Annotated in this window: 12 protein-coding genes and 1 pseudogene; 9 read left to right on the top strand and 4 right to left on the bottom strand. The window is 58.0% G+C overall.

Annotation, left to right across the window (positions count from 1 at the left end; translation table 11 throughout):
- The 8 genes from nifD to BBJ66_RS25065 form a co-directional block, all read left to right on the top strand.
- A partial coding sequence (gene nifD / locus BBJ66_RS25100; RefSeq protein ID WP_116429669.1) for a nitrogenase molybdenum-iron protein alpha chain occupies window positions 1–1,400 on the top strand: 1,400 nt, incomplete at its 5' end.
- A 123-nt stretch (window positions 1,401–1,523) separates the two neighbouring features.
- Window positions 1,524–3,065, top strand: coding sequence for a nitrogenase molybdenum-iron protein subunit beta (gene nifK, locus BBJ66_RS25095; protein ID WP_071090638.1), 1,542 nt, complete (start codon window positions 1,524–1,526; stop codon window positions 3,063–3,065).
- Between the two features lie 58 nt (window positions 3,066–3,123).
- On the top strand, window positions 3,124–4,614 hold the full coding sequence (gene nifE / locus BBJ66_RS25090; RefSeq protein WP_012489544.1) for a nitrogenase iron-molybdenum cofactor biosynthesis protein NifE: 1,491 nt from the start codon (window positions 3,124–3,126) through the stop codon (window positions 4,612–4,614).
- A 9-nt stretch (window positions 4,615–4,623) separates the two neighbouring features.
- Entirely contained in the window at window positions 4,624–5,979 is a 1,356-nt protein-coding gene (nifN, locus tag BBJ66_RS25085) for a nitrogenase iron-molybdenum cofactor biosynthesis protein NifN (protein ID WP_012489543.1), read from the top strand.
- On the top strand, window positions 5,976–6,470 hold the full coding sequence (gene nifX, locus BBJ66_RS25080) for a nitrogen fixation protein NifX (RefSeq protein ID WP_008536565.1): 495 nt from the start codon (window positions 5,976–5,978) through the stop codon (window positions 6,468–6,470). Before nifN ends, nifX begins: the two co-directional genes overlap by 4 nt.
- Window positions 6,471–6,473: 3 nt before the next feature.
- Window positions 6,474–6,962: a NifX-associated nitrogen fixation protein gene (locus BBJ66_RS25075; protein ID WP_012489542.1), complete on the top strand. Its 489-nt coding sequence runs from the start codon at window positions 6,474–6,476 to the stop codon at window positions 6,960–6,962.
- A gap of 665 nt (window positions 6,963–7,627) precedes the next feature.
- Entirely contained in the window at window positions 7,628–7,780 is a 153-nt protein-coding gene (locus BBJ66_RS35835) for an IS66 family transposase zinc-finger binding domain-containing protein (RefSeq protein ID WP_196411598.1), read from the top strand.
- A 221-nt stretch (window positions 7,781–8,001) separates the two neighbouring features.
- Complete coding sequence (locus tag BBJ66_RS25065; protein WP_012489540.1) at window positions 8,002–8,934, top strand: cation diffusion facilitator family transporter; 933 nt, start codon at window positions 8,002–8,004, stop codon at window positions 8,932–8,934.
- 130 nt (window positions 8,935–9,064) lie between these two features.
- Here BBJ66_RS25065 and BBJ66_RS25060 read toward each other — a convergent pair whose 3' ends face one another.
- The 4 genes from BBJ66_RS25060 to BBJ66_RS25045 all read right to left on the bottom strand — a co-directional run bounded on the left by BBJ66_RS25060 (window position 9,065) and on the right by BBJ66_RS25045 (window position 12,777).
- Window positions 9,065–10,657, bottom strand: coding sequence for an IS66-like element ISRle3 family transposase (locus BBJ66_RS25060; RefSeq protein WP_016737534.1), 1,593 nt, complete (start codon window positions 10,655–10,657; stop codon window positions 9,065–9,067).
- 74 nt (window positions 10,658–10,731) lie between these two features.
- On the bottom strand, window positions 10,732–11,076 hold the full coding sequence (gene tnpB / locus BBJ66_RS25055) for an IS66 family insertion sequence element accessory protein TnpB (protein ID WP_003592504.1): 345 nt from the start codon (window positions 11,074–11,076) through the stop codon (window positions 10,732–10,734).
- Window positions 11,077–11,167: 91 nt separating this feature from the next.
- Window positions 11,168–11,326, bottom strand: coding sequence for a transposase (locus BBJ66_RS35915; RefSeq protein WP_369685954.1), 159 nt, complete (start codon window positions 11,324–11,326; stop codon window positions 11,168–11,170).
- 722 nt (window positions 11,327–12,048) lie between these two features.
- Window positions 12,049–12,777, bottom strand: a complete 729-nt coding sequence (locus tag BBJ66_RS25045; protein ID WP_029532496.1) for a carbonic anhydrase — start codon at window positions 12,775–12,777, stop codon at window positions 12,049–12,051.
- Between the two features lie 620 nt (window positions 12,778–13,397).
- On the opposite strand from BBJ66_RS25045, the pseudogene BBJ66_RS25040 reads away from it, so the two are divergent.
- Window positions 13,398–13,646 (top strand): annotated as a pseudogene (locus BBJ66_RS25040) (biotin/lipoyl-containing protein); the annotation flags it as partial.
- Window positions 13,647–13,772 lie beyond the last annotated feature (126 nt).

The raw sequence follows: 13,772 nt of genomic DNA, 5'->3' as shown, positions 1-13,772 counted from the left end.
TCAGCGTCGCAACGAGCGGCGACGAGCCTGGCGATGAGCCGAAGGCCCTTTCCGAATGCGACGTCAAATCGAACATCAAGTCCATTCCGGGCGTGATGACGATCCGCGGCTGCGCCTATGCCGGTTCCAAAGGCGTGGTATGGGGGCCGGTCAAGGACATGGTCCACATCTCGCACGGGCCGGTCGGTTGCGGTCATTATTCCTGGTCGCAACGCCGCAACTACTACGTCGGCCTGACGGGCATCGACACGTTCGTGACGCTGCAGTTCACCTCAGACTTCCAGGAAAAGGACATCGTGTTCGGCGGCGACAAGAAGCTTGAACAGGTCATCGACGAGATCGAGGAGCTTTTCCCCCTCAACAACGGCATCAGCGTGCAGTCGGAATGCCCGATCGGGCTGATTGGCGACGACATTGAGGCGGTGTCGCGCAAGAAGGCCAAGGAGCACGAAAAGACGATCGTGCCGGTACGCTGCGAGGGCTTCCGCGGCGTCTCGCAATCGCTCGGCCACCACATCGCCAACGACGCCATCCGTGACTGGGTTTTCGACAAGAACGAAGTCGAGTTTGAGACCGGCCCTTACGATGTCAACGTCGTCGGCGACTACAATATCGGTGGCGACGCGTGGGCTACGCGCATTCTATTGGAGGAGGTGGGGCTGCGCGTGGTCGGCAACTGGTCGGGTGATGCCACGCTCGCTGAGGTCGAGCGCGCGCCAAAGGCCAAGCTGAACCTCATCCACTGCTACCGCTCGATGAACTACATCTGTCGGCACATGGAGGAAAAATACGGCATCCCGTGGATGGAATACAATTTCTTTGGTCCGTCCCAGATCGAAACCTCCCTGCGCGAAATAGCCAAGCACTTCGGTCCGGAAATCGTCGACAAGACCGAGGCTGTCATCACCAAGTACCGGCCCCTGGTCGATGCTGTCGTCGAYAAGTACCGGCCGCGCCTCGAAGGCAAGACGGTGATGCTCTATGTCGGCGGCCTGCGTCCTCGCCACGTCATCACGGCCTATGAGGACCTCGGCATGCGGATCGTCGGCACCGGCTACGAGTTCGCCCACAACGACGACTATCAGCGCACCGGCCATTATGTGAACAAGGGTACGCTGATCTATGACGACGTGACCGGTTACGAGCTGGAAAAGTTCATCGAAGGCATCCGCCCCGACCTTGTTGGGTCCGGCATYAAAGAGAAGTATCCGGTGCAGAAGATGGGCATCCCCTTCCGCCAGATGCACTCCTGGGATTATTCCGGCCCGTATCACGGCTATGACGGCTTCGCCATATTCGCCCGCGACATGGATCTGGCCATCAATAATCCGGTGTGGGATCTCTACGACGTCCCCTGGAAAAAARAGGCCGCGCCAGCTGAGGCGGTTGCGGCCGAATGAGAGCCTGGCCTGTCTTGGRARGGGGCAGGCCAGGCYCTTCCCATCGGACTTGATCCGCACTCGTGACAGATGACATCCCATTGCCGCCACCGGTGCGGCGCGATGAAAAGAAAGGTGCTTACTATGCCGCAGTCGGCGGAAAAAGTTCTCGACCATGCTCCCCTGTTCCGCGAGCCGGAATACAGGCAGATGCTCGCCGAGAAGAAAGCCAATTTCGAATGCCCCCACCCGGATCAGGTCGTTGCCGATCAAAACGACTTCACGAAGACCTGGGAGTATCGCGAAAAGAACCTGGGCCGCGAAGCCCTGGTCGTGAACCCGGCCAAAGCCTGCCAGCCGCTCGGTGCCGTCTTCGCAGCCGCAGGCTTTGAGCAAACGATGTCCTTCGTCCACGGCAGCCAGGGCTGCGTCGCCTATTACCGTTCGCATCTGTCGCGTCACTTCAAGGAGCCTTCATCGGCGGTCTCGTCCTCGATGACGGAGGACGCGGCGGTGTTCGGCGGGTTGAAGAACATGGTCGACGGGCTCGCCAATACATACAAGCTCTACGATCCGAAGATGATCGCCGTCTCGACCACCTGCATGGCCGAAGTCATTGGAGACGACCTCCACGGCTTCATCGAAAACGCAAAGAACGAAGGGTCGGTCCCGCACGACTTCGATGTTCCTTTCGCCCACACGCCTGCCTTCGTCGGCAGCCACGTCGATGGCTATGACGGCATGATCAAGGGCATTCTGGAGAACTTCTGGAAAGGCAACGAGCGGAAGGAGGTTGCTCAAGCCATCAACATCATTCCCGGCTTCGACGGCTTCTGCGTCGGCAACAACCGCGAACTGAAGCGCCTGCTCGACATGATGGGCGTATCCTACATCTTCATCCAGGATGCCTCCGACCAGTTCGACACGCCGTCTGACGGTACGTACCGCATGTATGACGGCGGCACGAAGATCGAGGACTTGAAAACGGCGTTGAATGCCGAAGCGACCCTGTCGCTGCAGCACTATAACACGCGCAARACGCTGGAATATTGCAAGGAGGTCGGTCAGGYTACGGCYTCGTTCCATTATCCGCTGGGTGTYCAGGCGACCGACGAATTCCTGATGAAGGTCTCGGAGATTACCGGCAAGGAAATTCCTCCGRCAATCGGCCTGGAACGCGGCCGTCTCGTCGACGCTATGGCAGATAGYCARGCCTGSCTGCACGGGAAGAAATACGCGATCTACGGCGATCCTGACTTCGTCTACGCCGTTGCCCGGTTCGTCTTGGAAACCGGCGGTGAGCCGACCCACTGCCTTGCTACCAACGGCACGYCGGCCTGGGAAGCCGAGATGAAGGCGTTGCTCGCATCCTCGCCCTTCGGCMAGGATGCCCAGGTCTGGGCGGGCAAGGACCTGTGGGCGTTGCGCTCGCTGCTCTTTACCGAGCCRGTWGATCTTATGATCGGCAATTCCTATGGCAAGTATCTCGAGCGCGACACCGGCACCCCATTGATCCGGCTGACCTTTCCGATATTCGACCGGCACCATCACCACCGTTTCCCGCTCATGGGCTACCAGGGCGGCCTGCGCGTCCTGACGACGATCCTCGACAAGATCTTCGACAAGCTCGATCGCGAGACGAGCGAGCCGGGTGTGACGGACTATTCKTACGACCTGACCCGCTAGGAGCGCGGCGGTCGGCCTTGTGAGGCCGGCCTGCCTTCATCTGAACTTGGAGACCGCAATGCCCTTGCTCAATGCTAAAGTCCAGGATGTCTTYGACGAGCCTGCCTGCGAGAAGAACCGCAGCAAGGATTCCAAGGCGCGCAAAAACGGCTGTTCGAAGCCGCTGATCCCCGGGGCGGCAGCCGGCGGATGCGCTTTCGATGGCGCCAAGATCGTGCTGCAGCCGATCACCGACGTCGCGCACCTGATCCATGGGCCTCTCGGCTGTGAGGGCAATTCCTGGGACAACCGAGGATCGGCTTCTTCAGGTCCAACGCTCTGGCGCACCAGTTTCACGACCGACCTCACTGAAACCGAAGTGGTGATGGGGCACGGCGAGCGGAAACTTTTTAAAGCAATCCGCGAGATCAAGGAGGCCTATGCTCCACCGGCGATTTTCGTCTATTCGACCTGTGTGACAGCATTGATCGGCGACGACATCGAGGCCGTCTGCAAGCGGGCCGCGGAAAAATTCGGCCTTCCGGTGGTGCCGGTCAACGCACCGGGCTTTGCCGGCTCCAAGAACCTTGGCAATAAGCTCGCCGGTGAAGCGTTGCTCGATCATGTGATCGGCAGCGTAGAGCCGAACGACGTGACCGCCTACGACATCAATATCATTGGTGAGTTCAACCTATCCGGCGAGTTTTGGCTGGTAAAGCCGCTTCTTGACCGGCTGGGGATCAGAGTAAGGGCCTGCATTCCAGGAGACGCCCGATATCTTGACATTGCTTCTGCGCATCGCGCCAAGGCGTCCATGTTGGTGTGCTCGACAGCACTCATCAACCTCGCCCGCAAAATGGAGGAGCTCTGGGATATCCCGTTCTTCGAAGGCTCCTTTTACGGAATTACCGACACCTCGGAAGCACTCAGACAGATCGCCAAGCTGCTCGTGATGCAGGGGGCGGATCCCGAAATCCTCGAGCGCACCGAGGCATTGATCGCGGAGGAGGAGGCGATTGCCTGGATGAAACTCGCAGCATATCGACCAAGGCTTGAAGGCAAGCGCGTGTTGCTCAACACCGGCGGCGTCAAGTCCTGGTCGGTTGTCCATGCGCTGATGGAGGTGGGCATCGAGATCGTGGGCACCTCGGTCAAGAAATCCACGCCTGAAGACAAGGAACGTATCAAGCAACTCCTGAAAGACGAAAAACACCTGTTCGAGTCGATGGCGCCGCGCGAGCTTTATAACATGCTCGCCGACGGTAAAGCCGACATCATGTTGTCTGGCGGGCGCACGCAATTCATCGCGCTGAAGGCCAAGACACCTTGGCTCGATATCAACCAGGAACGCCACCACCCCTATGCCGGCTATGACGGCATGGTGGAGCTCGTTCGCCAGATCGATCTTGCTATTCACAATCCGATCTGGATGGAGGTGCGGGAGCCGGCACCGTGGGAATGCCAGCATGCGGTGGAAGAAGAACTGACGAATACCAAGAGCGAGAACGAGACTGGGTACGTCTTGCAAAACTTTGTCGGCGCGGTCGCCGGCAGCTTCGGCAAGCGTTGAGGAAAGCCGATGGTTCAAGTCTTTCCCCAGACCAAATCAGCTGCGGTCAATCCGCTGAAATCGTCGCAGCCGCTCGGCGCCGCGCTCGCCTTTCTTGGCGTCGAGCGTGCCGTGCCGCTGTTCCACGGCAGCCAGGGCTGCACCAGCTTGGCGCTGGTACTTTTAGTCCGGCACTTTAAGGAAGCCATTCCCTTGCAGACAACGGCATTGGACGCAGTGGCGACCATTCTTGGCGGCGCAGGCAATCTGGAAGAGGCGATCCTAAATCTCAAGAGGCGCGCAAAACCCAAGCTGATCGGAATTTGCACGACAGCCCTGGTGGAAACCCGCGGCGAAGATTTCGCAGGCGATCTCGCCAACATCAAGCGGGATCGTGCCGATGAGCTCGCGGGTACGGAGGTTGTGCTGGCGAATACCCCGGATTTCGAGGGAGCGATCGAAGAGGGATGGGCGAAGGCCGTCATCTCTATGGTCGAGCGCATCACCACTCCAGGCGAGCAGAGCCGCCACCAAAAGAAGATTGCGATCCTACCAGGATGGCATCTGACAGTCGCTGACATCGAGCTTCTGCGCGAAACGGTCGAAAGCTTCGGTCTGAAGCCGGTGATCCTGCCGGACATTTCCGGCTCTCTCGACGGCACGGTGCCCGGCGATCGTTGGGTTCCGACCACCTATGGCGGTACTCCCGTCGACGAGATACAAGAGCTTGGCACGGCGGCGCAATGTATCGCGATCGGCGAGCATATGCGCCGCCCCGCAGAGCTACTGCGGACCCGGACGGGAGTCCCTTACGCATTGTTCCAGTCGCTGACAGGATTGAAACGAGCCGACCGGTTCGTCTCGTTTCTTTCTGAGATTTCTGGTGCGCCGGTGCCAGCAAACATCCGCCGTCGCCGAGCACAGCTGCAGGACGCCCTGCTCGACGGACATTTCCATTTCGGAGGCAAGAAAATCGCAATTGCTGTGGAGCCGGACCAGCTCTACCAATTCGCTACCTTCTTCACCGGCATGGGCGCCGAAATCGCGGCAGCGGTCACCACGACCGGCACCTCAAAAATACTCGCGGAAATGCCGGCCGAATCGCTCCAGGTCGGTGATCTTGGCGATCTCGAAGAACTTGCCGTCGGCGCTGATCTTCTCGTCACGCATTCGCATGGACGACAAGCGGCGGAGCGCCTTGGGATTCCGCTCATGCGGGTGGGCTTCCCGATATACGACCGACTCGGCAGCCAGCATAAGCTCACAAGTCTCTATCAGGGAACGCGCGACCTGATCTTCGATGTTTCCAACATCTTCCAGGCCAATCAGCGCGCGCCGTGTCCTGGATCGCTTGATCCCTCCCGCAAAGGAGAACTGCCTAGATGATCGCCGCTCGTCGCCTTTCCCTCGTCCCTGACGGGGTTCACTCGTCAGCTCCAAAACGGAAGGCTGGCGCGTTGCGCGTCGCAATCGCCACTCAAGATATGAAATCTCTCGACGCCCATTTCGGATCGGCAAAACGTTTCGTCGTCTATGATGTGAGTCCCGACGACTGGAAACTGGTGGAAGTCCTGGACTTCGAAGACGTTTCCGACCAGAGCGGAAAGCATCGGAACGAGGACGTCGATCGTATTAACCCGAAGGTGAAGGCGTTGGAAGGTTGTCACTTATTGTTCTGTCTGGCGATCGGTGGGCCATCGGCAGCCCGAGTTGTTTCGGCCAAAATCCACCCAATTAAAGTATCCGATCCTCAACTGATCGAAGATGTTTTGTCGCGAACTCGGGCGATGCTCAGGACTACTCCGCCACCCTGGTTACGCAAGGTGCTAACCGAAGCAGGCGCCATTGAAAAGAAGCCTTTCGATGAGGAGGACTAAGAAATGGGTACATTGACAGGAAGTACGGATGGCCCTGCTGTCAACGAGGATGGGGATCTCGCCACCCCTTTTCTCAGATGCCTGATAAGGCTCATTCGCGCTCAGGATGCCCATGGGGCGTGGGAAGGCAAATCGGACACTGACCTGCTGGCCGACTTCATCCTCACCAAGGAGCAGCGCCGTAAGATCCCGATCATAGGCGATCCGGATCCGTATGTGCTGTGGAGGCTACAGAACTTTTACAGTTGCGTGGGGCTTGTGATCGAAGAGTGCACAGGCCTGTTGGCATCGCCGATCATGACGATCGGCCATGAGGGCTTCGGCCGCTTGCTTTTCACGACTGGACGGTTGGTCGTTCTGTCGAAGACCCTGCGCGATGTCCACCGGTTCGGCTTTGAGACGCTAGGCAAGCTCGCCGAGACCGGCACGAAAATGGTCGATGACGCTATTGAAGTTATCGAAACCTATCCCGACGTGGCGCGGGCATCATGAAATCAATTTTCGAGGAAAGAGATCATGTCAGACATTGTGGAGCAGCTGAAGAAGGTCCGCAAGCTGCAGTCCCGCGCCGCCGCTGCCAAAATCTCAGCATTTGCAATGGCCAGAACGAGAGTTCGATGGTGAGCTCACTGGCATGATCATGGCTCTCAACCACGCGGCGGTTGCCGCCTGAAGAACTGCCAGACTCTCGTTGCCGCAGACGACATTGCTGCGCAATCTCGCGAACAAATCAGGAGAACGGTGTTGCGTTTCACAATCTTTTGCGGCCTCCTGCTGCTCGTCGTCTGGGCGAAGGCACTAACGAGTTACTTCGTCTGGCATTCCATCCACGAAGTCATCGTTGCAATGGTGGCTAGTTTGTTGCTTCTTCAGTGGGCGTATATCGCAAGCCTGCTCTTTTCCATCTGGCAATCCAGCCGTAATTACAGGAGTCGCCAAAGGGCTCGACGATCCGATCATCGCTAGACTAGAACGTGGTGTCAGCCACAGCCTATCATGAGGGCGAAAACCTCGGCGTTCTTTGGAACGCCTCTCATCAAATCAGATCCAACCATGAGTCAACGGAATTCGAACCTGCCGGATGACGTGGATGCGTCGAGAGCCCTATCGCCGCGCAAGCTCTGCAACCTCGGCCGTGCCATGATGACGTGTAACAGGTGGCCTGCTCATGCCCTATCTGTGGTGGCTCCGACTTCATTCGCGGCGGCGAGACCGTCAGCGAAGTGCTGGACTATGTTCATGCGTCCTTCCGTGTCGTGCATCATGTCCAGCCCCGCTTTACCTGCAAAGCAAAATTGGCCCTTGTTTAGATAGTCGAGGCCGCACTGCCAGAACACAGCGAGGCGATTTTGTCTTGTGGCCAGGTATGTGAAAGACGCTCATGCGAGCCCACTGGACAGGAGAGGTCAGCATTTGAATTTAAAAAGGTACCTTGATCCAAAAGTGGATGTGCTCGCTTCAGTAGCTGAATTGGATGGTCTGTACCGCGTCCAGAGGACCATAAAGAAACGTAAGTTATAAGGCTGAGCCTATGAATTTCATGAGAACGGAGCAGGGGCTTCTCTGCGTTTCAATTGCCGTTACCATCCTCCTTGCCTGCATCGGCATTTTGTTCGGGATCATTTCAGGTTCGTTCGCAATCATATTCGATGGTGTCTACGCATTGACGGACGCTGCTATGACTGTCGTAGCTCTGCTTGTTACAAAGCTCATCGCGTCATCCGAAGCGCCCTCCAGCAAAGGAAAACTTATCGAGCATTTCACGATGGGGTTCTGGCATCTTGAGCCCATAGTCTTGGCTCTCAACGGCATTCTCATAACCGGGTCGGCTGTTTACGCACTTGTCAACGCAATCGGCAGCATTTTGCATGGGGGACGTCCGCTCAACTTTAGTCAAGCGATCGTCTACTCCGTCGTAACACTCGGTGTGACAGCCACCATGGGGGTTATTGGTGATCGAGCTAATCGTAAGATCAAATCTGATTTCGTTGCCCTGGATACGAAAGCTTGGCTGATGTCCGCCGGGCTAACGATCGGGTTACTCGTCGCGTTTGCCATCGGATATTTCATTCAGGGGTCTTCTTACGAATGGATCTCGCCGTTTATTGACCCGGTCGCGCTGGCATTAATCTGCATTGTGATCATTCCCATTCCGGCGGGCACGGTTCGGCGAGCGCTCGCCGACATACTGCTTGTTACGCCATTAGATCTCAAACAACAAGTTGACGCGGTCGCCAAAACAATCATCGAACGACATGGATTCATATCCCACCGGGCTTATGTGGCCCGGGTCGGCCGAGGCCGGCAAATCGAGCTACATTTCGTTGTCTCAGAGGACCTCCCGGCGAGGAAATTGCAGGAATGGGATAAGATCCGTGACGAAATCGGGCTCGCGATTGGTAACGAGGGTCCGAGTCGTCGGCTCACCATCGCCTTTACAACCGATCCTGAGTGGGCGGATTAGGATTTTGAACCGAATTTGGAGCCCTGTATCGCAGGCATTCCATAGCGGGCGTGATCCTCGAACCGGATGCATAGCTCGGCGTTTTTTCCAGCCACCATGCGTCAATTTGTAAGCGACAAGCCGTGGCCGTTCAGGCGGCGTAGTTCCATGGCATGAGCGCGTCGATTTCACTGCTGGGCCATCCATTCGCAAGGCGCTCAAGCGTCTGGGTCAACCAAGCTTGCGGATCGACTGCATTCATCTTTGCCGTTTGCAGGAGCGTCGCGATGGTCGCCCAAGTCCGGCCGCCACCGTCGCTTCCAGCGAATAGACTATTTTTTCTCGTGATCGCTTGGGGTCTGATTGCTCGCTCGACTATGTTGGAGTCGAGTTCGATGCGGCCGTCGGTCAGGAAGCGCTCGAAGATGTCTCGACGCGAGATGGCATACCGCAGAGCTTCGGCGAGTTTGGATTTTCCAGAGACCCGTGGCAGGGTCGCCTGCCAGAGAGTGAAGAGGTCACGGACGATCGCTGCGGAGATCTCCTGGCGTGCAGCGACACGAGCTTCAGGGCTTTGGCCGCGCACACGCTCCTCGATCTCCCATAACCTCGCCATACGCTCGACGGTGTCTGTAGCGACCTTCGAGCTCTTTGCGACATGCAACTCGTAGAACTTTCTCCGGCTGTGCGACCAACAGCCGGCCAGGATGGCGCTGTCATTGCCTCCATCTTTCCGGACGAGCTTGTTATAAGCGGCATATCCGTCGACCTGCAGGATTCCACGATAGCCGCTCAGGTGTCGTGCGACACACTCGGTGGCTCGACTGTCCTCGAAGCGATAGGCTACCATCGGTGGACCGCTGCCCCCAAAAGTCCGGTCATCCCTGGCATACGCCCATAGCCATGCCGTCTTCGCTGATCCGGAACCAGGTGCAAGTGTGGGCAAGGTCGTTTCGTCGGCAAAGATCCGTTCGGCCTTCTTGATCTCATCGAGGATGTAGTCGGCGAGGATATTGAGCTCGAACCCCAGCTTGCCCATCCATTGAGCCATCAGCTTGCGGTCGAGTTCGACCTTGTCGCGTGCGTAGATGGCTTCCTGGCGATAGAGTGGCAGCCCGTCGGCATATTTGGAAACGGCGATCTGGGCCAGAAGTGCTTCCGTTGGAATGCCACCTTCGATGATATGTGCCGGAGCCGCCGCCTGGACGACACCATCCTCGTTCCTAAAGGCATACTTCGGCCGACGGGTGACGATGACACGGAACTTCGCTGCCACGACATCCAGCCGCTCGGAGACGTCTTCTCCAATCAGGATTTTGGTCTTACCTGCATGTTCTGGAAGCTCTTCCGGTTCGATCACGACCTCGACGCGCTCAAGATGAGGCGCAAAGCCCTTGCGTGGCCGCGGAGCGCGTTTGCTGTCCGCGCTACCGCGGCCTTTCGTGACCTGAGCCTTGATCGTCGCAATGCCGGTCTCGATCTCTTCGAAGACAAAGGCGTGCTGCTCGTCATCGACGGTGGATGATGCAAGCCTTTCCGAGCGTCGGCCAAATCGGGCGCGATCGAAAGCCTTCAGGATCTGCGTCAGCCGCTCGATGCGCTCATCGGCGTCCGCGTTGCGGGCCTCTAGATCGTCAACCTGCTTCTCCAAAGCCTCGACGCGGGCTGCTTTTGCGGCCATGGCAAGAACCATGGCTTTGAGAGCCTCTACATCATCCGGGAGCTCAATCTCGGGCCGCGTCATGGGTATGATCAGAGCATATTTTGCCGCGCTCCGCCCATGCTTTCAGGGACCTGATTCACTTCGCCGCAGCGGTTTTACCCAACAATCTCGGGAGGCTTCACCGGCGTGGATCGAACCCGCTTCCAGTCCATTCCGTCGACTAAAGCCAGAAGCTGGGCATGATTGAGCTGGACGCGATGATGGCCGATCCGGGGCCAGCAGAACTGGGCTTTTTCCAGCCGCTTCGCATAGAGGCAAACGCCGGAGCCATCCCACCACACGATCTTGACTCGGTCTGCTCTCTTGGCCCGAAAGACATAAAGTGCACCGTTGAACGGATCACTGCCAGCATCCCGTACCAGCGAAAGCAAGCTGTCCGGCCCCTTTCGGAAGTCGATGGGATGGCTCGCAAGAAAGACCTTCACGCCGGACGGGATCATGCCGACCGCACCGCTCGGATCACCCGCTGCAGGTGTGCTTCGCCGATATCTGCGTCGGCCCGGATAACGACGTCGCCGATGATAAGCTCGATCATCGCACGTGTGCCAATCGTCCCAGTCTCCGTCTGACCAGCCCGATTTGCGAGGAAGATCGTTGTCCGTCACGAGCATCACGACGCCAGCCAAATAGCTGCGAGGGATGTATGCCGATGCGATGCGCAATGGCTGAGACGCTTGCGCCGGGCTCCATTGCCTCAGCCACAGCCCGCGCTTTAAAATCATCGGACCAGCGGCGCCGAAATTGCCGTGGGGCGCCCTCAAGCCGTTCCGGAACAGCCTCGATCATATGGAAGTTTCTAGTTCCAGAGCTAGGCGCAGACATAGAAGCTCACAGTTTGTGAATCGTCTGTCCGCAATACAGCGGCCAACGCTACTGACGCCAGATGGGGTCAGCTTGTCGCTTACGTCAATTTCACGGTTCGTACCAATCTTCGATCAATGCGGCCAGTTTCGATGCCGTAGTTTTCCGTTATGCCTCCAGGCGCGATACTCGATTCAGCGAATAGGGTTGGCTGAACCCAGATCGCGCCTTTGCGTTCAAGCTCCACAGGCGGTTTCGCCGTCTTGATCTTGTTGAGATCCTGCCGGAGGCCGATTGTCTCGCGTTCTTTGAAACGAGCGACGCCTATGTCCTTGTACTGGCTCAGGAGGGCGCGGCCCAGCTGCCCAGGTTCCGATAGATGTCATCGCGCAGCTGTCGGACCTGTCGATTGAGCTCACCAAATTGCGCAGGCGTATGGTCGGAAATTTCCAGAAGAGCGTCGCCCAGGCAGCCAGCTCGCGACCTCAGCTCCGGCCCGCGTAACCCGCCGGGTGATGCTGCGGGCGGCAAGGGTCATCAGCGACTATGGTTCCGCGAACGCGACGAGGCGCCCGCGGATAGCCGTCGGCAACATGAAGTCGCCTCGTAGGTCAGACCTTGTGCAGAAAATCGACCACGCCGGTATCGAGATCATAATAGGCGGGCACGATCTTCACCTTGCCTTCCTCGACCAGGCGAGAAACAATCGCACTTTCGGTGAGGATGCGCTCGGCGCCGTTGAAGGCATTGGCATGGACGGTCTTGTCGACAAAATTGTCGCCGCGATCGGTCTCCGCCAAAGCCACGGGCAGGATCGGCTGGGTCATCTTGCCGATTGAGCCATCGAGCTTGGTGCCCTTGGACACGACCTCGCAGGCGGCGGAGACCGCCCCGCAACGCTTGTGGCCCATGACGACGATCAGCGGCGCATGCAGATGTTCGGTGCCATATTCGATCGTGCCGAGCACATCGGTGTCGACCACGTTTCCGGCATTGCGGGCGACGAAGAGTTCGCCGAGCGTCACCCCGCCGAATACAAGTTCCGGCACGACACGGCTGTCGGAACAGGTCAGCACGATCGCCCAAGGTGCCTGGCTCTTGGCGACGTCCTGCCGGCGCTTGGAAATATTGGCGGCGCAGGCTTCCGTGTCGGTGACGAATTTCTTGTTGCCTTCCTGGAGTTTTGCCAGTGCTTCATCCGGCAGGAGGGCGGGAGCGTTCGAGGCGAATGCCGGCATGGTCATGTCAAAGCCTGCAGTCATGACGGCCACGCCTCCGATGCCGGCAAATTTCAGCAGGGAGCGACGGCTGAGTGGGGAGGAATTGCATTCAAAGCACATGGTATCGGTCCTTTTGCAATATCCGGGATGGCTGCGGAGAAATGGCACCTGCTCCAAGTCATGTCCGGCCATTCTCCGGGAATCGGAGAATGGCCGATTGGTTATGCCTTGATATGGCACTCATCAAGCGGAATTTTGACGCATCGGAGGAGCTAAGCCAATCCTGGAGTATTGCCCCGGCCGTACGGTAGATCAACCCGGCCCTGACGGGTTCTGGCGAGGGATGCTCATGCGCGGCATATTGGGTTGCAAGGGACCCTTTGGGCGCTGCCTTCTGCTTCTTTAGTGGCTCCGCTGCCGCCGGCGGGATCGCATTCATTAACTCACTCGGGAACCTAGGAGCATTTGTGGGGCCGTTCGTTATAGGGTATCTCCGTAGTCAGCCCGGAGGTTTTTCTACAGGCCTATACGCTTTGGCAATCATGGGCCTAGCCGCGACAGTCATGTTGATTTTCCTCCTGCGCCTCCTGCGCCAAACTTGATAGAAACAACCAGATGTTCTTGTGTTTGTTGTCACGTGAGCCGAGCCGGTTAGGTGCACAACGAGATGCGGCTCGGGTCCGCGAGGAACCAACAGCAAGAGCTCGCAAAATTCCTCAGCGTCACCGGCCGCCGTCTTCGCACCCAAGGCCGAACCCGGCAATGCCGCTCATGTCGGCGCACCGATGCCGGGCGCCATCTCGCGCGTCTTTATGTCGCCCGGACAGGCGATCAATGCCGACGATGTGCTGGTGTCGACCGAAGCGATGAAGGTGGAAACGGCAATTCACGCCGAGGAGAACGGCACGATCGCCGAAGTTCTCGTCAAAGCCGGCGACCAGATCGATGCCAAGGACCTGCTTGTAACTATCGCGGCCGGTTCAGCGTAAAGTTCCATAACGTTGATTATGCTATTTGGTGTTGTAGAGGCTATTTAGTAATGCGACAGTTGGGCCAGTTAGAGATGCGACAATCTCGCCTCTCGACGACTGGTCAATGCCAATGTCGGGAGCAAG

The organism is Rhizobium sp. RSm-3, assembly GCF_001854685.1.
Taxonomy (GTDB): domain Bacteria; phylum Pseudomonadota; class Alphaproteobacteria; order Rhizobiales; family Rhizobiaceae; genus Rhizobium; species Rhizobium ecuadorense.
Note: the sequence above shows the minus strand (reverse complement) of the source record. Positions and strands in the feature narration are given on the sequence as shown.

Excerpts from the sequence above, each read along its gene's own strand:
- BBJ66_RS25060 (WP_016737534.1), bottom strand. The coding sequence starts at position 10,657 with ATGACGCGGCCCGAGATTGAGCTCCCGGATGATGTAGAGGCTCTCAAA.
- nifN (WP_012489543.1), top strand. The coding sequence starts at position 4,624 with ATGGTTCAAGTCTTTCCCCAGACCAAATCAGCTGCGGTCAATCCGCTG.
- BBJ66_RS25045 (WP_029532496.1), bottom strand. The coding sequence starts at position 12,777 with ATGTGCTTTGAATGCAATTCCTCCCCACTCAGCCGTCGCTCCCTGCTG.
- BBJ66_RS25065 (WP_012489540.1), top strand. The coding sequence starts at position 8,002 with ATGAATTTCATGAGAACGGAGCAGGGGCTTCTCTGCGTTTCAATTGCC.
- nifX (WP_008536565.1), top strand. The coding sequence starts at position 5,976 with ATGATCGCCGCTCGTCGCCTTTCCCTCGTCCCTGACGGGGTTCACTCG.
- tnpB (WP_003592504.1), bottom strand. The coding sequence starts at position 11,076 with ATGATCCCGTCCGGCGTGAAGGTCTTTCTTGCGAGCCATCCCATCGAC.
- BBJ66_RS35915 (WP_369685954.1), bottom strand. The coding sequence starts at position 11,326 with ATGGAGCCCGGCGCAAGCGTCTCAGCCATTGCGCATCGCATCGGCATA.
- BBJ66_RS25075 (WP_012489542.1), top strand. The coding sequence starts at position 6,474 with ATGGGTACATTGACAGGAAGTACGGATGGCCCTGCTGTCAACGAGGAT.